The organism is Microbacterium sorbitolivorans, assembly GCF_003327285.1.
GTDB classification, from domain to species: Bacteria; Actinomycetota; Actinomycetes; order Actinomycetales; family Microbacteriaceae; genus Microbacterium; species Microbacterium sorbitolivorans.
Map to the genome: position 1 here is coordinate 391,829 of NZ_KZ848474.1, position 22,125 is coordinate 413,953.

A 22,125-nucleotide genomic window follows, 5' to 3' on the forward strand; every position below is an offset into this window, starting at 1 on the left:
AGCCGGCGAATCCGAGCAGGTGACGCACGAGAATCTCCGGCTCACTCACCATCGGGAAGTGCCCCGTCGCGATCTCAACCACCTGCCAGCCCGGTGACTGCCGCACTCGCTGCCGTATCGGGTCAATCGTCGGGTACGCCGGCGCGGAGCAGTCGACGAAGAGCCGGGGCAGGGACTGCACCAGGTTCGCGTCGTAATCCAGCGGTTCGCGATACATGCCGAATGGATTATGCACGTGCCGCCGGCGCAGCCATTGGGCATCACGAATGCTCAGTGCGAATCCGTCGGAAGGATCGGGCGAAGGCAGCGCGTTGCCGTGCAGTGCCGCTGCGGCCTGGCGAGCTGCCGCAATCTCAGGCGAGTGCGCAACTCCCCACCCTTCGCCGGGGAGCGGGACATGGCGTCGACATATGCGAGCCCACTGACCCGCGGATGCTGCGTGGACCGCAGTGCCGCAGCCGCACCGGTGATCACCATTCCGCCGTAACTGTGGCCCACCAGCAGCGGTCGGCGCAGTTCCTCGGTCTCGACGAGGTTGGCCACATCCTGCACGTGCGTCTGCAACCCGATATCGGCCGTACGCAAATGCGCGCGATCCCCGTCCCGGTGAGCGTCACCGCATGCACGTCGTACCCCGCGTCGCGAAGCGGCGCCAGAACGCGGCGCCAGATCCAGGCTCCACCCCAGGCGCCGCGCACGAGCACGATCTCGGGGGTGACGTCCCGCTGTGTGGATGCTCCTATTGCTGTCAAGTGGTCTCCGGTGGGCTGAGTTGAGCGAGGGCGAGGCTTGCGCGTTGTTCGAGTTCGGGGTCAGCGCGGGTGCCGATCTCGAGTCGGCGGAGCCGCTGGTAAGGAACGCCGAGGGTCGCGGCGAGGATGCTGATCGGAATGTCGATCTGCTGCCGATGGCACCGTGCCCGAAACCAGCACTGGCGGAGCGCGCTCGGGGGCCCTCACCCCGGAGGCGGTAACGGCGGCGACCGATCACCGCTCCCTCGATCAGCTCCGCACCGACTTGTTCATCGACCTCCTCCTCGGCGCCGAACCCACCGGACACGACCTCCACCGGGCCGGCACCACCGAGACCCTCACCCACATCCGCGCCGAGGTGCAGGTCACGATCCTGGCAACCATGATCCTCGACCCCGACGACGGAGCTGCCTGGCTCGACGCTGAAACGCTCATCTCCCCCGACACCGCACGACACCTCGCCGGTGCGCCGCCTGGGTGGGACAGGCTCTTCTACCGGCCAGACACCGGCCAGGTCGAACACATCGACCACTACCGGCCCACCGCCTGGCAGAAACGCACCCTCATCGGACGAGACCTCACCTGCCGATTCCCCGGCTGCACCACCCCCGCACGCCGAGCCGACATCGACCACACCCACGCCTTCGCCGAAGGCGGCCGAACAACGATGTCTAACCTCGCCTGTCTCTGCGAGGCGCACCACGTGATGAAGCATCAATCCGACTGGCAGATGAAGCAACTTGACGACGGGGTGATCAAGTGGACAAGCCCCTCCGGGTACTCCTACGAGACCGAGCCACCGAGCCGGGTATTCTTCCGGGAAGAACCCGCAGCGGAACCCGCACCGACACAGATGACGTCACCGTCGCAGTCGCCACCAGCGGCATCACCGTCGCCATCGGCATCAACATCTCCGTCAGCACCGCCTTCGCCATCAGCGCCCCCGCCGAACCACATGTGGGACCCCACGCCTGAAGACTCACGCGACCCTGCCGACCCACCGCCCTGGACTTCGGGATAAACAACGCAACACGGGCGCGCGATACCGCGGCGACAACACCTTCCGACAAGCCCCACCCCGTACCCACCGCACACACCCTTGCCCGACAGCGGCCCACAGAGAAATGCGATGCTGGCACTATGACGGGCACCGGGTCGATATTCGCTCCCCCTATCTGCGGCACGTTCTACCGCGCCATCGACCCGAACTTCCGCGATTTCGCGATCGCGGGGTCGCGCACGGCGGGGCGTTACTCCCGCCCCCACGAGCCGACGCTGTACCTCAGCTCTTCCGTCGACGGCGTCGAGGCCACAATGATCGCCCACGCGGGCGCCCGTTCGACGGCACGAGAGATCGTAGAGATCGACGTCGACGCCTCGCGCATCGTCGACCTGCGCGACCCCACTGCCCTGGCGCGGCACGGCGTCAGCCTCGCGGACGCCACCGCTCCCTGGCAGGACATCACCGACGCCGGCGGTACCCCGCCCTCCTGGACCGTGCGCGACCGGCTTCTCGGGGCCGGCGCGAACGGCCTGATCGATCCCTCGCGAAAACGCCCCGGGCTATGGCACCTCGTGCTGTTCCGGTGGAACGAGCCCGATGCCCCGGTCGCCCGAGTTCGCGCCCCCGATCACACTCGCTGACGCGACCTGCCAACAGGCCCGAGCCCCACGTTCACCGAACGAGACGAGCCGGAACGGCCGCAAGAACCCACGCCGCCCGTCAGCCCAGCCTCACGAACACGGTCCGCCACCGGTCCTCACGCCCGACGCAGCCGCGAGTGCAGCTCCTCCTCCAGCGCCGGCACCCGCGGATCCGTGACGAATCCGTCGATCCGCGGGATTTCCCGCGTCACGTGGACCGGATCCGCCAGCGGCCCCGCCGTACGCGGTAGCACCAGAACCCGGTCGGCCATCCGCACCGCCTCGCGGATGTCGTGCGTGATGAGCAGGATGCTCCACCCGTTCTCCGCCCAGATCTCGAGAAGCCACCTCTGCAGCTCGTCGCGCGTGATCGCGTCCAGCGCCCCGAACGGCTCGTCGAGCAGCAGCACCGGCTTGTCCTGCGCCACCGTCCGCAGGAACGAGACCCTCTGCCTCATCCCTCCCGACAGCTGGCGCGGGAAGAGCTTCTCCGTGCCCGCGAGCCCGAAGCGCGAAAACAGCGGCGCCACCGCCGAACGCGCCGACGCCCGAGACGCCCCCGCGACCTCGACCCCGAGGGCCGCGTTGTCGAGGATCCGCCGCCACGGCAGCAGCACGTCGCGCTGCGGCATGTACGCAAACGGTCGCGAGCGCCCCGCGACCTCGGATCCGTCGAAGCTGATCGACCCCGAGTCCGGCGACAGTGCCCCCGTGAGGAGCGACAGCAGAGTCGATTTTCCGGATCCCGACGGGCCCACCAGCGCCACGATCTCGCCCGGCGCGATCTCGAACGACACGTCCGACAGCACCCGGTGCTCGCCGAACGCCAGCGACAGCGACGACACCACGAGACTCATCGCTTACTCCCCTGCTCGACCCGCACCCACGGCACGCACACCCTCTCGATCAGCACCACGAGCCCGTACAGCGCCAGCGTGATGATCGTCGACACCACCACCGCCGCCAGCACCAGGTCGGTTCGGAACACGTTCTTCTGCTGCTGCATATAAACGCCGAGACCCGAGACCGCCCCCGCGTACTCCGCGAAGATCGCCCCCACCACCGCGTAGGTGATCGAGATCCGCAGCGACGAGAAGAACGACGGAATCGCCGCATGCACCCTAATCAACCGGAACACCGTGACCCGCGAACCGCCCATCGACCTCACGAGGTGCTCCGATTCCGGATCCGCCGCCTCGAAGCCCCGCAGGAAACCCACCACCATCGGGAAGAACGTCACGAACGCCACCAGCAGCACCTTCGGCCACAGCCCGAAGCCGAACCACAGCACCACGAGCGGCGCCAGCGCGATGAGCGGCAGCGTCTGGCTCACGATGAGTAGCGGCAGCAGCGCCGAGCGAAGGATCCGCGAAAAATCGAGCACCGTCGCGATCACGAACGCAGTCGTCACCGATAGCGCGAATCCCGCGATCGTCGCGAACAGCGTCGGGAGCGCGTTGCGCCGCAGCGCGCCCGATTGCTCGGCGCCCGCCGACAGGATCCGCGTCGGTGCCGGCAGCATGTCCGCCGGCACCAGACCCGCCTGCGAGATCAGCTGCCACGCCCCCAGGATCAGGAGGAACGCGAGAGCCGGCAGCAGCGCCGCAGACAGCGCCTGCTTCAAAACAGCCGCCCGCCTCACTCGACGAATTCGTTCGTGTAGTACTCGCTCCAGTCCGGCGATTCCGTGATCTTTTCGCCATTCGAGTCGACCAGGTACCCGATCTCCACGATGTAGTCGCCGAGCGCGTTCCAGTCCTCCGGAACCGCGGCGCCGACCGTCACGCCGTCGGCGTAGTAGTAGCCGTCGGTCGCCATCAGCTCGGTGCTCTTGTGCACGAGCTCGCTCGCCGTCCCCAGCACGTCGGGGTTCGCCTCGATCAGCAGGTCCGCAGCCTCGTCCGGGTTGTCGATCGCGTACTGGAAGCCCTTCTGCACCGCCTTCACGAACGCCGCCGCGTCGTCGTGGTTCGACTCGAGGTACGCGTCGCTCGACGCGATGCCGATCGCCTGCTGCTCCGGCACACCGTAGTCCTGGTACCGGAACGCCGCGTAGGGGTGCCCCTCGATCTCGGCCTCGATGTCCTCCCACGTCATGACCGACGACGTGAAGTCGATCGAGCCGTTCTTCAGCGCCTCGTACGCGCCCGTGTCGAGCATGACCTCGTCAAACTCGCCCTTGCCACCCGCTCCCTGAATCGTCGACGCCATGAACGCCGAGTAGAGCGGCACGCCGAATCCGCCGAAGACCTTGCCGTCGAGGTCGGCCGGGCTCGAGATGTCCTCGTTGTCCGCGAGGTAGACGAGGCGCCCCGTGTCCGACTGCACGATCGAGTAAACCGACACCACGTCGAGCCCCGCCGCCCGCGACGTCTGCACGTCAGACTGGCCCACGATGCCGAAGTCGGCCTCGCCCGCCGACACGAGCTGCGCCACCGGGGTCGAAGCGTAGGGAAGGATCTCGACGTCGATCCCCGCCTCGTCGAAGTAGCCGAGTTCCTTCGCCACGTAGATGCCCGTGTGGTTGGTGTTCGGCGACCAGTCGAGCGCGATCGAGACGGTGTGCTCCCCGTCCGAGGAGTCGGAAGCGGGTGACGTAGAAGCGCATCCGGCGAGCGCGAGCGCCCCTACTCCGGCCAGCGCGAACGACGTACGAACAATGTGGTGCTGCATGAGCGTGCCCCTTGAATCTGAAGGATGGCACGGGTATGTCAAGAGTGTCTCCCTGCGCTGGCATGATCCAGATCAGGTTCGACGGTCGAAGGTTGATGACCTTCCTCTCAGCCCGGCCTACCGGACTCCCGTGTGCGCAACAGCCTACTATCGTTGGGCCCGTGACCGAACTCTCCGACATCACGCCCGAGGCCTACGGCGTCGGCGCCCGCTTCACCCTCTCCGTCTACGACTCCGATTACGTGAGCATCATCCTCGGCGCCCTGAGATCCGCCGATGCCGACGGTCTCACGATCGAGACCGACGACATCTCGACCTGGGTAACCGGATCCGAGCAGCGCGTGATCTCGTACGTCCGCGACGTCGTCGCCGCGGCCGCCGCGTCGGGCGCGCACCTCTCGGTCGCCCTGATGCTCTCGCGCGGGTGCCCCGCCGGCATGACCTGCGAGCTCCCCTCCGGGGTGCGCGCGCTCGGGGCGGATCCCGTGGCCCTGGAGGCGACCGGCGTGCGCGCCCGCGCGCACTGGTCGCTGTACCCGCTGCTCGATGGTGGATCCGAGGGCGATCACCTCACCCCCATCCTCGAGGCGATCGAGAAGGCCAAGTCCGAGGGCGTCTACGACGGCCTCGACCACGGCGCCACCCGCCTCGACGCCGACCTCGCCCGCGTTCTCGAGACCGTCGCGAACGCATGGATCGGCGTCGGATCCGTCGTGCAGCACGTCACCACCCACGTCACGATCTCCATCAATAGCCCTGGGACGCCCGCATGAGCTGGCAGACAAAGACGAGCCGCACCGTCTACGAGAACCCGTGGATCCGGGTGCGGGAGGACGAGGTCACCCGGCCCGACGGATCCGATGGCATCTTCGGCGTCGTCGACCTCCAGAACGAGTCGGCCTTCGTGGTCGCGCTCGACGAGTCCAAACAGGTGCTGCTCGTGCACATCAACCGCTACACGGTCGGCGACTCGTGGGAGATCGTCTCCGGCGGCACCGACGGCGAGGATCCGCTCGTCGCGGCCCGCCGCGAGCTGCTCGAGGAGGCCGGGCTCGAGGCCGACGAGTGGATCGAGGCCGGCGTGATGTATGCCCTCAACGGCATATGCAACGCCCGCGAGACCGTCTTCATCGCCCGCGGCCTGCGCGACGGGGCCGATGCCACCGCCCACCGCGCCGAGGAGGGCATCACCGCGAATCGCTGGGTGCCGCTCGCCGAGGCCCTCACGATGTCGACGACCGGAGAGATCACCGACGGCGAGACCATCGCCGCCCTCGCGATGGCTCAGGCGAAGCTTCTGACCATCCCATAATCTCGACTCATGCGTACACGCCTGCTTGCAGCCCTCCCCCTCGCCGCCCTCTCGCTGGCGCTCCTCTCCGGATGCGCGACGACGTCGGCCGAGCCCACCGATACCGCGACGCCCGCGGCCGACGGCACCTGCCAGTACGTCGAGGGCGGCAGCGCCTCGAAGGAGGTCGACGTCCCGAGCGCGGATCCGGTCGACGCCGAGCAGGCCGTCATCTCGACCTCGATCGGCGACATCACCGTCACCCTCGACGGCGACCGTACCCCCTGCACCGTGAACAGCTTCGTCTCGCTCTCCGAGCAGGGCTACTACGACGACACGACGTGCCACCGCCTCACGACCTCGGGCATCTTCGTGCTGCAGTGCGGCGACCCGACCGCCACCGGCACGGGCGGCCCCGGCTACTCGTACCCCGACGAGCTCGACGGATCCGAGACCTACGAGGCCGGCACCGTCGCGATGGCGAACGCCGGGCCCAACACCAACGGCTCGCAGTTCTTCCTCGTCTACGAGGACACCGCGCTGGGACCCGACTACACCGTCTTCGGCCACATGGACGAGGCGAGCACCGCTCTCGTCGCGGAGGCTGCCGCCGACGGCACCGAGAGCGGCCTCGGCGACGGCGCCCCGAAGACGCCCGTCGACATCACCTCGGTGACGATCGGCTAACGAGCGACGACGCGATGCGTCAACGACGCGTGTCTCCGATGACGGATAGGAGGCGCAGCTTCTCGTAGCTCTCGCTCCCCGGTACGGCGGTGTAGACGAGCAGAAGGTGGGACTGTTCCGGATCCACCAGCGTCTGGCACTCCAGTTCCACGAGCCCGACCTCCGGATGAAGGAAGCGTTTTGCGGACGCGGGTCGGATGCCCACCTCGTGGCGCTCCCATAGCGCGAGGAACTCCGCGCTCTCGCCGCGCAGACGCTCCGCGAGGAGGGCCGCGTGCGATTCGGGACCACGCCGGGCGATGACCTCGCGCAGACCCGATACGAACGCCCGACCCAGCCGTTCGTGGTCTTCCGGAGCATACCGAGATCGCGTGTCCGGGTCGGTGAACCAGCGGTATCCGATGCTACGGGCGGGGCCGCGATACGACATGAGGTCGCCGGTGAGGGCGACACCGATCGGCGTCTGCCGTAGCGTCTCCCCGAGCTCGGTGACGATCTCGGCTGGTGTGTCCTCCAGGCGGTCGAGGATCCGCAACAGCCCCGGCGAGACGTGCTGCTCGGTCGCGGATCCGGGCATCGGGGGTGCGTGGCCCGCGAGGCGAAACAGGTGATCGCGCTCGGGAATGGTCAGATGTAGGCCCTGCGCGAGCGAGGCGGTCATCTGCTCGGACGGGTGTGGCCCGCGTCCACGCTCGAGCCGCGCGTAGTAGTCGGGCGACATGTGGCATAGCGCCGCGATCTCGTCGCGCCGCAACCCGTTGGTGCGCCGCCGTAGCCCGCGCGGCAACCCCACGTCTTCTGGCTGCAGTGCCTCGCGCCGATGACGCAGGAACTCCGCGAGCGCGGTGCGGTCCGTCTCCATGAGATTCCTCTCGTCGCCTCTATTGTCCGCGAACGGTGATCCGGTAGCCACTGATCGGGAGGTCCTGGATACGGCGTCGCCGACGGCGCAGGCTGGTTCTGCCCCACCACCACGAGGAAGAAGAATGCCATGGCACGCAGGCCGCTCGATTTCGCCATCCCAGACCTGACCGGCAAGAGGATCGTCCTCACGGGCGGAAGTGACGGCATGGGGCTCGTCATTGCGACCCGTCTCGCAACCGCAGGTGCCGAGCTGATCCTCCCCGTGCGCAACCCGCGCAAGGGCGACGCGGCACTAGCAACGATCCACGAACACGCGCCGGAGGCGGTCGTGTCGTTGCGGGATCTGGATCTGTCGTCGCTGGAGTCGGTCGCGGCCGTCGGCGAGACGCTGAGGAGCGAGGGCGATCCGATTCACGTGCTCATCGGCAATGCCGGCATCATGCACCCGCCCGAGCGACAGACCACGAAGGACGGCTTCGAGCTGCAATTCGGTACCAATCACCTCGGCCACGCAGCTCTCATCGGTCACCTCCTCCCCCTACTGCGGGCGGGCGAGGCCCGCGTCACGTTGCAGATCAGCATCGCCGCAAACCAGGGCGACGTGAACTGGGACGACCCGAACTGGGAGCGCTCCTACGACAGCATGGGCGCCTACTCGCACTCCAAGATCGCGTTCGGCCTGTTCGGCCTGGAGCTCGACCGGCGCAGCAGAGAGGCGGGGTGGGGCATCACCGCGAACCTGTCCCACCCGGGTGTCGCGCCGACGAGTCTGCTCGACGTGCGCCCCGAGATCGGTCGGACCCGCGCCGTCCGCGCCCGCGGGCTGATCACCTTCCTGTCTCGGGTCGGGATCCTCGGTACCGTCGCGAGCGCGGGGCTGCCCGCATTGATGGCCGCGACCACCCCGGGGGATCAGGGCGGGAAGTTCTTCGGCCCGAGCGGGCTCCGCGGCCTGGGCGGTGCTCCCACCGAGCAGAGGCCCTACTCGCGCCTGCGCAACGCCGACGACGCGAGGCGGGTCTGGGACCTCACGCAACGGCTCACGAGGGTGCAGTTTCCAACCGAGTGAAAAATACTTTTCTAAGTTATATAACTTGGTGATACAGTTGGGGGCGTGAACGACATCGAACGCGCCCCCGACGCCGGGGCAACCCTGAGGTCTCTGCTCGAGCAGATCTGGCAGCTCAACCGCATCGCCGCGACCCAGGCCCCCGGCCAGCACTCGCCCTCGCAGTACCGCACCCTGGCCCTGCTCGTCGATTCCGGACCCCGCCGCGTCGGCGATCTCGCCACCGAGGTGCACCTCTCGCAGCCTGCAATGACGAAGATCCTTCACGGACTCGCCGACTCCGGCGCCGTCGCACGCACGACCGACCCCGACGACTCGCGCGTGACCCTCGTCACCATCACCGACGCCGGCCGCGCCCTCCTTGCCGAGCGCTCGCGCACCATCGTCGAGCAGCTTCTGCCCGGCTTCGCCGAGCTCAGCGACGACGACCACGGCACCCTACAGAAGGCCGTCCGGATCCTCGACGGTCTTACCTCGCAGGCACGCACCGGCGCGACGGGGGTCGCCGAATGAGCGCCGCCGCGAAGCACACCGGCTGGTGGCACCAGCCCGCCACCGTCTGGGCCGTGGCCTTCGCCGCAACCGTCTCGTTCATGGGCATCGGGCTCGTCGACCCGATCCTCCCCGCGATCGCCGAGGAGCTGCACGCGAGCGCCTCGCAGACCTCGCTCCTGTTCACCTCGTACCTGCTCATCACCGCCATCGCGATGTTCTTCTCGAGCTGGGTCTCGGGCCGCCTCGGCGCCAAGAACACCCTGCTCCTCGGGCTCGGACTCATCGTCGTCTTCGCCCTCGCCTCGGGCCTCTCGCCCTCGGTGCCGTGGATCATCGCCTTCCGCGCCATCTGGGGCCTCGGCAACGCCCTCTTCATCTCGACCGCCCTCGCGACGATCATCTCCGAGGCCCGCGAGGCCGAGGGCGCGATCATCCTCTACGAGGCCGCCCTCGGCGTCGGCATGGCGCTCGGCCCCCTCGTCGGCGGCCTGCTCGGCTCCCTGTCGTGGCGCGCGCCCTTCATCGGCACCGCCGTGCTCATGCTCATCGCGTTCGTCGCGATCGCCGTCATGCTGAAGTCCGGATCCGTGCCGAAGCGCAAGACGAGCCCCCTCGCCGCCTTCCGCGGCCTGCGCCACCCGTCGCTGCTGTCGTTCGGGCTGATCGCCATCTTCTACAACATGGCCTTCTTCGTGATCCTCGCCGTCTCGCCCTACCCGCTCGGCTTCGGCGCCCTCGGCATCGGCCTCACCTTCTGCGGCTGGGGCATCGGCCTCGCCATCACCTCGGTGTTCGCGGCCCCCGCCCTGACGGCCCGCTTCCAGCGCACCCAGGTCATCGGTGCCGGGCTCGCGGCACTGCTCGTCATCACGCTGCTCGCCGTCTTCCTGCAGCAGTACGTGCCCGTGCTCATCGCCCTGATCGTGCTCTCGGGCCTCGTGCTCGGCATCATGAACACCGTGCTGACCGAGTCGTCGATGGAGTCGACCGACCTCCCGCGCCCCGTGGCCTCGTCGGCCTATTCCGGGATCCGCTTCCTCGGCGGCGCCATGGCTCCCCCGTTCGCGTCGGCCCTCGGCCAGAGCTTCGGCTGGAGCTGGGCCTACGTCTTCGGCGCCGCCGCCCTCGTCGTCGCGCTCGTGCTGTTCTTTTCGCTGCGCAGGCCCCTCTCGGCCGCCAACAAGCGCCACCCCGAGCAGAGCGACGAGGATCGCGCCCTCGAGGAGGCCGAGGCCCTCATCGGCGACGCCGACTGAGGTTGGTGGTAACCACCTCGCACAACACCACCGATGCCCGGATCCACGACCTGCGGATACGGGCATCGGTGCGTGACGGTACTTAGCCCGCCGTCACCTCGACCGTGACGTCGATGTTGCCGCGCACGGCCTTCGAGTAGGGGCACGTCTGGTCGGCCTCGTGGGCGAGCTTCTCGAGCTCGTCCTGCGAGACGCCCGACGCCTCGACGCGCAGGATGCCGCTCAGGCCGAAGCCCTTCTCCGGGTCGCTCGAGAGCGTGACCTCGGCCACGACCGCCGAGTCGTCGAGCGCGACCTTGTTCTTCTTCGCCGTCAGCTGGAGCGCCGAGTGGAAGCAGGCCGACCAGCCCGCCGCGAAAAGCTGCTCGGGGTTCGTGCCCGGCAGGTTGGTGCCCGGCATTGCGAGCTGCAGGTCGAGCGTGCCGTCGCTCGTCGCGACCTGGCCCTCGCGGCCCTCTCCCGACGAGGTGGCGACTGCGGTGTAGATGGGCTTCGACATGGGGGTCTCCTTCGAGAGTTACCGGTTTAACTGGTAACGAGCATGCCACCCGAAAATGTCACCTGTCAAGCAGGTAACGCGATAAACTTGCCGCATGGTCCACGAGTTCCCCTGCGGCACCCGCGCCCTCGACTTCATCGGCACGTTGCGGGCACGGCGAATCGACGAGCCCTACGAGTTCCTCACCTCGCCCGCGTCGCTCGACGCCTGGTTCGACGAATCCGGGCTCGTTTCCGGCGGCGTCGGATCCACCGATGACGACCTCGCCTCCGCCCTCGAGCTGCGCGAGGCCGGCTACGCCCTCATCTGGTCGCGCCTTCACGCCCAGCCCATGCCGCACGACGCGATCGAGCTCGTCAACTCGTACGCCGCCCGGCCTCCCCTGCAGATCCGGCTCGGATCCGAGCGCTGGAGTTCCGACGGGGACATCACACAGGCCCTCTCGCAGCTCGCCCGCGAGACGATCGAGATCGCCGGCGGCGACGAAACTCACCTGCTCCGCGAGTGCGGCCGCGACGGGTGCACGCAGATCTATCTCGACCACTCGCGCGGCCGGCGCCGCGAGTGGTGCTCAATGTCGAGCTGCGGAAGCCGAATGAAGGCCAAGGCCTACCGCGAGCGTAAGCGCGCCGAAGCGGCCTGATACAAGGTGCTTAGCGCGGTAGCGGCTTACGCCAGTCGGTGATCCCGACCGCGATGCGCTGGCCCGGGTCGCCGTTCCACGACACCTCGAGCCCCTCCTCCGAGAGCGCCGCCGACACGATCTCGCCGACCTTGCGGTCGGTTTCTTCGTGGATCCGCTGCTCGGCGCCGCTGTCGCCCGCGCGCGCCGCCGCAAGCAGCTCCGGATCCGTGTCGCGCGCCGCGCGCCACGCACTATAGGTGAGGAGCAGCTGCGCCGGCTGCTCGGCGAGCCTGTCCGAATCCTGCTGGTGGAAAAACACGTACTGTTCCTCGCGGTACGGGTATGCCTCGCCCGGCTCGTCGAGCGCCGTGCGCTCGTCGCCGATCTCGTTCGTGCCGCACGTGTTGCAACAGGTGAAGTCCATGCGCGCGACGAGCCCCGCCTCGTTCAGCTTCGCGAACGCCCGCTCGACGCGGTCATAGTCGGAGTCGCCCTCGCCCCACCTTTTCTCCTCCTCGAGCCGCTCCGCCCAGACGCGGTCGACCACGTCCTTCACCGTCTTGTCGCGCGGATCCAGCTCGAACTCCTCGGCGACCCGCTCGACGACGTCGAACCTGTCGAGAAAGCCCGGTGCGATGGCCTGGCGCGCAGATTCGACGAGGGCATCGGGATCGATCTGGGGACGCGCCGCCGGATCCTGCTCCGGGGTCTCGTCTGTCTCAGGACGGCGTCGGAAGAAATCGAAGAAGCCCATGGCGCCACGCTACCTGGGCGATCGCCACAACGCCACGCGTACACGCGCGAGTGCCGTGTAAGAATGAGCGGAGCTTTCGGCCGACTCAGGAGACCCCGTGCCTACCTCCAGCTCCCCGCTCTTCTATGTCCTCTTTGCGATAGCGGTGGCGGGGGCGATCGTCATCACGTTCGTGCGCGCCCGGAACGCCGGTCGCAAGATCCGGGCCGACCGCGAGCGTGCGCAGGCCGCGACCAACCAGTCGCTCACCGAGCACCACACCCCGCACTGGTCGCAGGGCGCCGCCTCCTTCAGCGAGCGCCCCGAGCACTGGGCTATGTCGATCGCCGCACCCTACGCGCTCTGCCGCGGGTCCAACAACGATGAGCTGCGCTTCCGCGACGCCGACAACGAGCGCGCCGTGCTCGCCGAGGCCTGGGGCGTCACCGATCGAGCCTCGATGCTCATTGCTCTCTATGACCTACTGACGTCGGGGCACCGCGCAGACTTCGGCGAGGAGATCGCCATGGTGACGGCGCTCACCGACACCGAGGCAAAAGAGTACGAGGCCGACCTCGCCGAGAACGCGAAGCACTCCAACGAGGGCGCCGAGACCCTGTGGCGCACCCGTCGCGTGCGCGCGAACGATCGCGAAATCACGACCGTCGACTTCCTCGCGTGGGATCTCGTGCGCTTCGCGATGCTGGTGCGCGCCGGCGCAACGACCGGGTACCTCTCCGACGCCGAGGCCGCCGACTTCCTGCTCATGATCGTCCCCGAGATTCGCGAGCACTACGGATCCTGGGACGCGCTCGGTCGGTCGTTCCACGTCGGTCGCTGGTTCTGGAATTCGCAGGGCGGCATCAACGAGGCCGAGACCGACGAGCACGACGCCAGTCGACAGGAGGCGTTGCTCTCGAGCCAGAGCCCCTGGTCGTTCCTCGAGTGGGACGCCGAGCTTCCCGCCTCGCGCATGCTCTTCGCGAGCGCCCTCGCCGCCGACACGAACCTCGCCGCGCAGAACCCCGACGTGTTCCCCGGATCCGGGTGGGCGAAGCGCCTGAACGACGAGATCTGGCGCCTCCGCCAGGCTGACTGATGCGCTACGGAATCGGCGGCGACCCGAACCCCTGGGTCATCGGCGGGCTCATCGTCTTCGTCTTCGTTTGCTACGGGCTCGTGGGCTGGCGCAACCTCAAAAAGCGCAACGATCGCGACCGCGGCGGATCCGGATACACGCCGACCTCGACCCCCGTTCCCGAGGCGCCCGAGCCGGATCCGAACGCCGTGACGGGCGAGGAGCTCTGGCTCATCGGGTTCGCGGCCCCGCGCGCCGTCGCCCGAGGCGCGAACCCCTTCGAGTGGAACCCCGGGCTCCTGTTTGCCGACCCCGAGTGGCCCACCGAGCTCGCGCGCGCGGAGCGCGCCCAGCGCGTCGCGGCAACCCCCGAGGAGCGGGTCGCCGCGGCCGTCGACGCCGCCTGGTGGATCCGCGTCGCCGTCGCGAGCGGGCAGCTCCGCGTCGAGGAGGCCCGCGAGCGCACCCGCCTTGTCGCGAACGCCGCACGCCGAGACGCCGGCGACTGGTTTGCCTTCGGCGACCTCCTCGGCGAGCGCGAGGGCCTCACTCCCCCGCGCGACCTCTACCGGCCCGGATATCCGTGGGCGGATCCGGCGTGGCCGGCGGCGCGGGCGTAACCCGTCCTCACGGCAATGGCGCCGACCCGAGCGGCACGGCCAGCGGGCTACCCGCGACGGGATCCGGCACAAAGATGCACTCGAGGCCAAAGACCTCTCTCACCAGCTCGGCCGTCAACCGCGCGAGCATCCCGGTGGGGTGCGCCGCCACGAGCGCCGTGGGGCACCGAACAGCCGGTGCCCCACGGCGCGTGAGTGAGGGCGTGGCCTCAGAGCCCCTTGCCGCTGGGTGAGACAAGGATCTTCACGGCGGTCTCGTTGTGGTTGATGAGGGTGTCGAAGCCCTTGTCCACGAGATCCTCGAGACCGATCTTGCCCGTGATGAACGGCTTCAGGTCGATCTTGCCCGACTCGACGAGCGCGATCGTCTCCGGGTGGGAGTTGACGTAGCCGATGGTGCCGCGGACGTCGATCTCCTTCATGACGAGCTTGTGCATGTCGAAGGATGCCTTCTTGCCCCAGATCGAGACGACCACGATCACTCCCGTCGGCCGTACCGTGTCCATGAGCGTGTCGAAGACGACCTGGACCGAGGTGCACTCGAAGGCAACATCGGCGCCCTTGCCGTCGGTGAGCTTCTTGACCTCGGCGACGACGTCGACCTCGGCGGGGTTGAGCGCGACGTCGGCCACCCCGGCGTCGAGGGCTTTCTGGCGGCGCAGGCCGGACAGCTCGGAGATGATCACCTTGACGCCGATGGCGTGCAGCACGGCGGCGGTCAGCTGGCCGATGGGACCGGCGCCGCCGACGACCGCGGTCTGCCCGGCCTTGACGCCGGAACGCTTGACGGCGTGGAAGGCGACGGAGAGCGGCTCGATGAGAGCGGCTTCGTCGAGCGCGACGGACGAGTCGATCTTGTGAACCCACCGGCGCTTGACGACGATGTTCTCGGAGAGCCCGCCACCGCGGCCGGCGAGGCCGATGAAGTTCATGTCCTCGGAGAGGTGGTAGTCCACCGACTCGGGGCCGGTGTAGACATCGTCGCGCAGAATGTAGGGCTCGACGACCACGTGGTCGCCCACGGCCAGGTCATCGACGCCCTCGCCCAGCTCCGAAATCACGCCGGAGAACTCGTGACCCAGGGTCACGGGCGCGTCTTCGCCCGAGATCGGGTGCGGATGCCCGTGCTTGGGGGCGAAAATGGGTCCCTCAAGATACTCGTGCAGGTCGGTGCCGCAGATACCGCACCATGCGACATCGATGCGCACCGTGCCGGCTTCGAGCGGCTGAGGGGTGATGTCTTCGATCCGGATGTCACCGCGATCGTAGAAACGTGCTGCCTTCACTGTAGGAACCTCTTTCTTGTGGGGCCGGGTTCGATTGGGGAGCCGGTGGGCTCGTCTCCCACGCTATTCCTTTCAGATCCACACCGCGACATATTGGTGATATCTGTCGAAACCCGGCCCAGACCGCGATCAACGATGGTCTGCGAGGGGCGTGGCCTTACAAATCGTCCAGCGGCGCCGACGGATCCACGAGGCGCGTCTCGCATATCTCGACGCGGTCGCGGATGAGACGCTGCGTAGGTACATGTGCGTGTCGGCGAACACGCCGCGAGCGGTTGTGATGTCTCGGAACTTCAGCCCTTCTTCCAGTGGGAGGGAAACCAGCCGGCCCGCGTGACCGTGCAGACATACACAGGATCTCCGTCCACGAGGGTGGCCATTGTGCCTCGCTGATCGACCTTGAATCGACCACCGCTCGGCCGAACTGCCCACATCAGGTCCCGGACGACGGCTGCCCGATCCGCACCAATCACGTCAGCGAGTGTCCGCCCGCCATTGAGCGACTGTACGTTTCCCTGGGTATCGAGCTGGTACGGCAGACCTCCGCCCCATGCCGCGGCCGCATCGGCGGCGTTTCCTCCGAGCATGAGAAGGGCCGGTTCTTCTGCACTTTGCATCTCGGTCGGCTGCGCCCCGCCGACACCACGCATCAACCGCTTGGACTCGCCAGTTAGGCGCGGGACGGATAGGCCAGGCAGCGTTGGCTCAGGCACTGCCCTGACCGAATGTGCCTCGAGGTAGGCATCGCGAACATGATCCGGGATTCTGCCTCGCTCACCGATACTGTGTCCCTGTTCGCGGGCCCACTCTCGGATGTTCGAAACCGTAGGCGTAAGCGGGCCGCCTTGCTGCTGCATGCTCTGCGATTGCGGCAAGGTCGTCGAGTCATCCTCATCAGATGTCTCGACGATCTCGGTGAGCTCAATCCGCTCCATTCCGACGACCACGACATCGCTCGGTGATAGCTCTTCGACGCTGTCGGTGCTCACGCGGCCGTTCTGGGTCGCCGCATCTTGCGCCGCGTCGGCACGGAGCTCAGCTAGCCGCTTCGCATCACGAGCTTCTTGCCGCACACGCGCAAGTTTCTCTGTGCCTTCGGCTCGCTCCCGCATCTCCTCGAGCCTCTGCCACAGGGGCTCGAGCGCCGCTTCGGGGTCCAGGTAGTACTTCGAGGCCCGGATGCGCCAGAACGTCCATCCGAGGCGCTCGAGCACGCGCTGGCGGCGAACATCCTCATCCCACTTTTCAGGGCCGTGGAAGGCGTCGCCGTCGCACTCGATCGCTAGGCGTTCACCTCGGGCGACATTCACGACCATGTCGATTCGGTAGCTACCCACTCGGTGTTGAGGATCCACGGTGAACCCGCGCTCGAGAAGCTTCGTGAGTACATCACGTTCGAACTTCGATTCTGTGCGCGCGTAGAGATCATCTGCTTCCTCGCCACGGTGATGACCCTGTGCGTACTCGATCATCGCACGGCGCTGATCCGCATGGTTCAACGTCGAGGGATCCATGCTGTGGACGATCCAAAGCTGGTCTTGAGCACGCGACGCTGCAACGTTGGCCCACTGCGAATACATCGGCGAGGTTGCCGCGTACGATGCGTCATGAGCAACCATCGATACGAACATCACGTTCCGCTCGTCACCTTGGAACAGGGGCGGGTTGCCGACACGAAGGCGCCGACGCTCGAACTCAGCGTCGCCGATCTCCTCGCGAATCAGATCCTGGATGATCTGCGCCTGCGGGCCGCTCATCATGGTGACGACGCCGAAGGTGAGTCCGTCATAAGCCGTATCGTTGGCGCACTGCGCGATCTGCGCCGCGATCACCTTCGCCTCGTCATAGTTCACACGACTCGTGCCGGATTTCATGGAGACAGCGTCCTCGACGTGGATGACGCGCAACGGCTCACCGATCTGGGGGACGCCGACCTCGCGCAGCGGGAGAATCTGTCCGCCGTAGTATCGATTCGAGAACCCGATAATCTCCGGCACGCACCGGAAGTGCTCCTTGAGCGCGATCGTGGACGGGAACGCTCGCCCAGAAATCGAATAGAGGGAGTCGTCCAGGGTGAGGAGCTTGGCCTCGGGCATGCCGCGTAGGTGCTGGTCCTGTAATGCGGCGATGCGATCGGTCTGGATTCCCACTCGCGCGGGTGTCGTCTGCTTGTCATCACCGACGACCACGGTCTTCTTGCCGAGGGCCAGCACACCGAGCGAGAGCAAATCGCACTGCGAAGACTCGTCGACCACGACGACATCGAAGAGGTCTGACACACGCGGGTCAAAGTTTTCGAGCACACGATAGATCGGCATGATCCAGACCGGAACGGCTCCCATCGCCGCCGGGAGCGCCTCCCGCGCCGCTGCTTGAAAGCGCGGCGCGTTCTTGCCGGTTCCCTTACCCACGCGCTTAACGGCGCTGAGCCACGTCTCGAGGGCGCGCCTCTGACGGTCCTTACTGTTGTTCTTCAGCTCAGTGCGGGCGGACCGACTTGCAAGATCGACGATCGTCCGTTGCAGCTCCTGTGAATCAGTGTGCGACTTCTCCATCAGTTCATCGATGTCGGTCGTTGAATGCAGGTTGGCAAGCCAGGTACGAGCCTTCGCGCGATCCCATGCGAGCGGAGCGTCCTCGATCTCTCCGATCGTCTCGTGCGCTCCCCGCGACTCAGCGATCGACCGGGCCCAACGCGGCGCTCCGGCATCCGCGATTCGTCGTCGAAGCTCATCGGCGCGCAGTACCCGTGCACGCACTCCGGCGAGCCTCTGTGCCTCATCGAGCGCATCGCCCCACCGGTCAACCTGCGCGAGCTGAAGCGCGGTGTATAGATTTCCCCAGAGCGGAGAAGCATGATCCGCCCGGCTTGCCTCCTGGACGCGCGCTGCAAGACGGTCCAATTCGGCAGACAACTGACGCTCCTCGACGCGCGCGGCGGCACGATCGAGCAATCCCGCCATCATCTCGAGGGCTTCCGACGTGAGTATGCCCGGCCGAGTCGTGGCGAACTGTCCGACACGTTCCATCAACGCAGGAGCGGCGTTGGTCCACCAGTGATGGATTGCGTCAACGCTCGAAGCAAGCTGAGGGGCGACAAAGACGAATGCGCCGTCCTGCGGAGGGACGGGTATCTGGCAGGCCGCGTACGTCTGCGACATCGTCACATACGCATCGCGCTTCATCGCACGTAGCTCCACCTCGGTGCGTACGAGTTCCAGCTGAGCGGGCGTCGTGATAGCGCTCCCGTCGACACGGACCGCGGCGGCCAATTCCTTGAGTTCCTTCGACGCGAAGAGCGGAAGCTTCTTGCCAGCGGCGACACGTTCGCTCCACGCCTGCAGCAGAGGGACTTGCTCCGCCGGATTCCCGTCTGGTACATCGACGATGTGTCCCGTCAGCCGGCTCGCAAGGTCTCGAGCCATACCGAGCTTCTGACGCACAGCTACGTTGTGTTGCATCACCCAGCTCGCCGCCGGATCGTTCGACCTCACGGCAGCCGCGAACTGATCCTGCCACGATCCAGAGATCGTCCGGAGGTAGACCGCACTCTCTCGGAACCACTGGGAGTTCTCCCGCATTGAATCGAGCGAGAGCGCGTCGAGCGCGTCGACACGCAGACCCTGATCTTCGAGAGACGTTACGGCAGTACGCAATGTCTCCCGCCGCGACAGTCGTTCGTGCAGATCCGCGGCCGTAGGGAGCCAGTCCGCCTCCGGCAGGTCGAGCACGGCTGCAGCAGACTCCTCCGCCGAGACAACCCGCAGGGTGTCGCGGAGCTCAGCGAGCTCGTCGGTGCTGACGGGGAACGACGCATCCGTAGGCACCCTGTCGGCGACAACGTCAAGATGGCGGCGTTCGGCCAGCCACTCCGCGACCTGCGGCGCGCGTGCCGACCCAGCGGGCAGCAGGTACTCGCTCTGCTCACTCTGGAGGGCGCGAACCAGAGCTGCATCGGTGCGCACAATCGATTCGCGGAGAACATCAACGGTGGAACCGAGCTCTGCGATCCGCCGTTCCTCAGTCGCGACATCGAGCGACGAGAGCGAATCCTGCATCGCCTGGGCGGAACTGCGCAGATCTTCCATTGCGCTCGGCGTCGACCCGAGAACCGCGAGCGACAGGTCACGTAGCTCGGAGGGAATCTTGTCGCGTAGAACCGTCAGCGCCTGCTCCTTCTCAGCAGTGACGAGCACACGCTTCCCCTGAGCAACCAGGTGCGAGACAAGATTGACGATCGTATGCGACTTTCCCGTTCCGGGAGGTCCTTGGACAGTCACACCGCGCGAGGTAGCAAGCTGCTGCGCAATGCGAGCTTGCTCAGCGTTCGCGGGCAGTGGCATCAGAAGCCGCTCGGCGGTGCCATCGTTCGACACGACGGTGCGCCCCATTCCTAGAATGGCGTCGTCCACGCGATCGCTGTCTGCCACTACCGATGCGAGGCCTTCCGGCAAGAAATTCTCAGCACGGATCTTGTGCGCGAGCTCGTCGTAGAAGCGCTCCTGCCGCATCGGCCGACGGCGGAGAAACAGCACCCACCCGTCGTTCAGACGCGGTGCCGCCGCGGGCGCGGGAAAGTCGACGTCTTCCACAAGGCTGGCGTCGAGGCCCATGGGGGCGACGATCTGCTGGCGCGTTGCCAAGCGCTCGTCGTCGTCCCAGACGTTTGGCGGTGTGTCTCGCAGCGTCGCCTGTAGCCTCGTCAGGGCTTCGAGCCCAGAGAGGCCGGTTCCTTCGACGGCGTTGAGCTCAAGTTCAACCGTTTGCTCGGGAATCACCCGAATCGTCGCATCCTGCGGGTCGACCTCGATGATCGCCCGCGATGTGAGCATCGGCGATACGATCGACTCGTTCTCGGTGCGTACGCCGAGAACAAGCTGGCCCCAGATGATCTCGTGCGTTGCTGCGTCTGCTTCCGCGCGAAGGTGTAGCTCATACAGGCGGGTGTAGAGATCCCTCGCCGCAAACGTCGGTCGGTGCGTCTCCGCCCACGTAACCCATGTGCCCGCTACCCATTTGTCGAAGGCATCTCGAACGCCCTTCATGAGCTGCTCACGAAGCTCTCGACGTCGTTGCAGCACCTCCTCGTCGGCACCTCGGTCCGGCGGCCCGAGCTCCTCGATGACACGGGATTCAACGCGCTGCTTTGCCGCTTGCTCCAACAATCGCGGCTCGGAACTCGCGGATTCCAGCGCTCCCTTGGGCCCGACGAGACCGATGAGACCGCTAGGAACATCGAGCACTGGCGGTGCCGGTACGCGCGCGACCGAAAGCCACGCCGGGCGGTCTTCCCCGGGCCCTACGGCCACCGCGCGATGGACAGGTACCGCGGAGGGCCACACCACGGTCTCATTCGAGCGAATGTCGCGTACCGGCTTCGGGCCGATCTCGCGTGCGACAGCAGAGAGATACTCGAGTAGCGCGTAGCTCTGATCGAGAACCGACTTCTCGGCGGTACGTTCAGTTGCATCCGGCATGCGGCTCTGCCTCTCTGGTGATGCACGATCCATCCTCAGGCGTCACTATGGTGCAGACGCCTCGATCGAGCATTGTCTCAGGTTGCGCCTCGTCTCGCGCACGGCCCCGGCCCCAAGGAGCGGTCGTATCAAACACCTTCATTGCGAGATCTTTTCTCGGCGACTGACATCAGCACGATGACGATCGAACACGCGACGCACTCCGAGGGCGTCGATCACGTCGCGCGGACCATTCACGAAGGCGGGTTTGCTCGGCTCAGATTGGCTCTGCAGATCATTCAGCCAGCACACGACGCTCCTTCTTCGGACACGGAGATATTACTTGATTCTCGCATCTCGGCCGCCGTTACCCCGCCCCGCTCGGCTCTGCCCGTTCGACCCCCGCGGGGAGAGCCCAGCCTAGGCTACGGACCGCGGCCAGGCCGCCCACCCATCGGGGACATCGCGAAGAAGAGGGGTCGCGGCTCTGAGACGCTCCGCGGGATAGTCGCGGGCGCGTGATCGGCCGGACCTCGCGCCGTCGTCGGGGTACGTGTATGCGTACTCCACCCAGGGACGGAGCCCGCGTTCGACGGTCTCCCGGTAGGTGCCCGCGACGACGGCGAACACGAGCTGTTCGAGGTCATCGGCCTCGAACTGCCAGTTCGAATCGCAGGCGTCGCAACCGCATATCGGGTACGGGAAGTCGTGCAGCAGGCCCGCATGCACGGAGATTCCCGGGTACGTGGTGAGCACGAACGTCAGGGGCGCACACGCCGGGTCATTCGGTCGGATCCGCACGGCACGCACCGCGTCGTGGAACGACGGACGCATCAGATCCGTCGCCGTCGCGGCATCCTCATCGATCTCGACGTCATAGTTCTCGCGGAGGTGCGCGATGAGAGCGTCGGCGATCGCGTGCAGCGGCGCGAATCGCTCGGGATGCGTCTCGACCGAATAGGTGTCCTCCGGCGGCGAGCCATGCCACCGGTTCCCGTAGTCGATCACCTGACCGTCGGCATCGCGGAACACCGGGGCGTCGACGGAGGGACGGACGTAGGAGCTCATCACGTCATCTTGCCCTGCCGACGTTCAGA

20 protein-coding genes, 1 pseudogene and 1 riboswitch are annotated in these 22,125 nt (G+C 67.0%); of the genes and pseudogenes, 11 read left to right on the forward strand and 10 right to left on the reverse strand.

The features are described 5' to 3' along the window. Positions 1 to 270: 270 nt before the first annotated feature. Positions 271 to 704, reverse strand: a pseudogene (locus tag DTO57_RS14855) (alpha/beta fold hydrolase). A 211-nt stretch (positions 705 to 915) separates the two neighbouring features. On the opposite strand from DTO57_RS14855, the gene DTO57_RS07540 reads away from it, so the two are divergent. Both DTO57_RS07540 and DTO57_RS07545 read left to right on the forward strand, forming a co-directional pair. Next, entirely contained in the window at positions 916 to 1,773 is an 858-nt protein-coding gene (locus DTO57_RS07540; RefSeq protein ID WP_114117601.1) for an HNH endonuclease signature motif containing protein, read from the forward strand. A gap of 119 nt (positions 1,774 to 1,892) precedes the next feature. Then, positions 1,893 to 2,396, forward strand: a complete 504-nt coding sequence (locus DTO57_RS07545) for an RES family NAD+ phosphorylase (RefSeq protein ID WP_114117602.1) — start codon at positions 1,893 to 1,895, stop codon at positions 2,394 to 2,396. A 116-nt stretch (positions 2,397 to 2,512) separates the two neighbouring features. On the opposite strand, the gene DTO57_RS07550 is transcribed toward DTO57_RS07545, so the two are convergent. From DTO57_RS07550 to DTO57_RS07560, 3 genes are read right to left on the reverse strand one after another with little or no spacing between them, the layout of a single operon-like run. Further along, entirely contained in the window at positions 2,513 to 3,253 is a 741-nt protein-coding gene (locus tag DTO57_RS07550) for an ABC transporter ATP-binding protein (protein WP_114117603.1), read from the reverse strand. Continuing rightward, positions 3,250 to 4,038, reverse strand: coding sequence for an ABC transporter permease (locus tag DTO57_RS07555; protein WP_114117604.1), 789 nt, complete (start codon positions 4,036 to 4,038; stop codon positions 3,250 to 3,252). The genes DTO57_RS07550 and DTO57_RS07555 overlap by 4 nt, the downstream gene beginning before the upstream one ends. Then, the gene (locus tag DTO57_RS07560) at positions 4,035 to 5,069 is read right to left on the reverse strand and encodes an ABC transporter substrate-binding protein (protein ID WP_114117605.1); all 1,035 of its coding nucleotides are present in this window, start codon (positions 5,067 to 5,069) and stop codon (positions 4,035 to 4,037) included. The genes DTO57_RS07555 and DTO57_RS07560 overlap by 4 nt, the downstream gene beginning before the upstream one ends. 32 nt (positions 5,070 to 5,101) lie before the next feature. Next, positions 5,102 to 5,211, reverse strand: a riboswitch (TPP riboswitch). Between the two features lie 19 nt (positions 5,212 to 5,230). On the opposite strand from DTO57_RS07560, the gene DTO57_RS07565 reads away from it, so the two are divergent. Genes DTO57_RS07565 through DTO57_RS07575 form a run of 3 tightly spaced genes read left to right on the forward strand, consistent with a single transcriptional unit; the run spans position 5,231 to position 7,047 of the window. Beyond that, positions 5,231 to 5,842: a Ykof family thiamine-binding protein gene (locus tag DTO57_RS07565; protein WP_229730477.1), complete on the forward strand. Its 612-nt coding sequence runs from the start codon at positions 5,231 to 5,233 to the stop codon at positions 5,840 to 5,842. Beyond that, entirely contained in the window at positions 5,839 to 6,381 is a 543-nt protein-coding gene (locus DTO57_RS07570) for an NUDIX domain-containing protein (RefSeq protein WP_114117606.1), read from the forward strand. The genes DTO57_RS07565 and DTO57_RS07570 overlap by 4 nt, the downstream gene beginning before the upstream one ends. 9 nt (positions 6,382 to 6,390) lie before the next feature. Further along, entirely contained in the window at positions 6,391 to 7,047 is a 657-nt protein-coding gene (locus tag DTO57_RS07575) for a peptidylprolyl isomerase (protein ID WP_114117608.1), read from the forward strand. 19 nt (positions 7,048 to 7,066) lie between these two features. On the opposite strand, the gene DTO57_RS07580 is transcribed toward DTO57_RS07575, so the two are convergent. Further along, complete coding sequence (locus DTO57_RS07580; RefSeq protein WP_114117609.1) at positions 7,067 to 7,909, reverse strand: helix-turn-helix transcriptional regulator; 843 nt, start codon at positions 7,907 to 7,909, stop codon at positions 7,067 to 7,069. Between the two features lie 129 nt (positions 7,910 to 8,038). On the opposite strand from DTO57_RS07580, the gene DTO57_RS07585 reads away from it, so the two are divergent. From DTO57_RS07585 to DTO57_RS07595, 3 genes are read left to right on the forward strand one after another with little or no spacing between them, the layout of a single operon-like run. Next, positions 8,039 to 8,980 carry an SDR family oxidoreductase gene (locus tag DTO57_RS07585; protein ID WP_114117610.1) on the forward strand — a complete coding sequence of 314 codons (942 nt, stop codon included), beginning with the start codon at positions 8,039 to 8,041 and terminating at the stop codon, positions 8,978 to 8,980. Between the two features lie 45 nt (positions 8,981 to 9,025). Further along, the gene (locus DTO57_RS07590; protein ID WP_114117611.1) at positions 9,026 to 9,493 is read left to right on the forward strand and encodes a MarR family winged helix-turn-helix transcriptional regulator; all 468 of its coding nucleotides are present in this window, start codon (positions 9,026 to 9,028) and stop codon (positions 9,491 to 9,493) included. Next, positions 9,490 to 10,731 (forward strand): MFS transporter, encoded by a 1,242-nt coding sequence (locus tag DTO57_RS07595; RefSeq protein ID WP_114117612.1) that lies wholly within the window; start codon positions 9,490 to 9,492, stop codon positions 10,729 to 10,731. Before DTO57_RS07590 ends, DTO57_RS07595 begins: the two co-directional genes overlap by 4 nt. A gap of 82 nt (positions 10,732 to 10,813) precedes the next feature. On the opposite strand, the gene DTO57_RS07600 is transcribed toward DTO57_RS07595, so the two are convergent. Then, on the reverse strand, positions 10,814 to 11,230 hold the full coding sequence (locus DTO57_RS07600) for an organic hydroperoxide resistance protein (protein ID WP_114117613.1): 417 nt from the start codon (positions 11,228 to 11,230) through the stop codon (positions 10,814 to 10,816). A 94-nt stretch (positions 11,231 to 11,324) separates the two neighbouring features. Between DTO57_RS07600 and DTO57_RS07605 the strand changes: the two genes are divergently transcribed. After that, complete coding sequence (locus DTO57_RS07605; RefSeq protein ID WP_114117614.1) at positions 11,325 to 11,873, forward strand: CGNR zinc finger domain-containing protein; 549 nt, start codon at positions 11,325 to 11,327, stop codon at positions 11,871 to 11,873. A 10-nt stretch (positions 11,874 to 11,883) separates the two neighbouring features. Here DTO57_RS07605 and DTO57_RS07610 read toward each other — a convergent pair whose 3' ends face one another. Next, positions 11,884 to 12,609, reverse strand: a complete 726-nt coding sequence (locus DTO57_RS07610; protein ID WP_114117615.1) for a DUF6891 domain-containing protein — start codon at positions 12,607 to 12,609, stop codon at positions 11,884 to 11,886. A gap of 97 nt (positions 12,610 to 12,706) precedes the next feature. On the opposite strand from DTO57_RS07610, the gene DTO57_RS07615 reads away from it, so the two are divergent. Then, positions 12,707 to 13,687 (forward strand): DUF1266 domain-containing protein, encoded by a 981-nt coding sequence (locus DTO57_RS07615; RefSeq protein WP_162785701.1) that lies wholly within the window; start codon positions 12,707 to 12,709, stop codon positions 13,685 to 13,687. Beyond that, positions 13,687 to 14,286 carry a hypothetical protein gene (locus tag DTO57_RS07620; protein ID WP_114117617.1) on the forward strand — a complete coding sequence of 200 codons (600 nt, stop codon included), beginning with the start codon at positions 13,687 to 13,689 and terminating at the stop codon, positions 14,284 to 14,286. The genes DTO57_RS07615 and DTO57_RS07620 overlap by 1 nt, the downstream gene beginning before the upstream one ends. Before the next feature lie 209 nt (positions 14,287 to 14,495). Here the strand turns inward: DTO57_RS07620 and DTO57_RS07630 are convergent, their stop codons facing one another. From DTO57_RS07630 to DTO57_RS07640, 3 genes are all read right to left on the reverse strand, one after another. Next, positions 14,496 to 15,572, reverse strand: a complete 1,077-nt coding sequence (locus tag DTO57_RS07630) for a 2,3-butanediol dehydrogenase (protein WP_114117618.1) — start codon at positions 15,570 to 15,572, stop codon at positions 14,496 to 14,498. A 293-nt stretch (positions 15,573 to 15,865) separates the two neighbouring features. Next, positions 15,866 to 21,049 (reverse strand): AAA domain-containing protein, encoded by a 5,184-nt coding sequence (locus DTO57_RS07635; protein WP_162785702.1) that lies wholly within the window; start codon positions 21,047 to 21,049, stop codon positions 15,866 to 15,868. Positions 21,050 to 21,448: 399 nt separating this feature from the next. Further along, positions 21,449 to 22,096: a DUF6226 family protein gene (locus tag DTO57_RS07640; RefSeq protein WP_114117620.1), complete on the reverse strand. Its 648-nt coding sequence runs from the start codon at positions 22,094 to 22,096 to the stop codon at positions 21,449 to 21,451. Between the last annotated feature and the right edge of the window lie 29 nt (positions 22,097 to 22,125).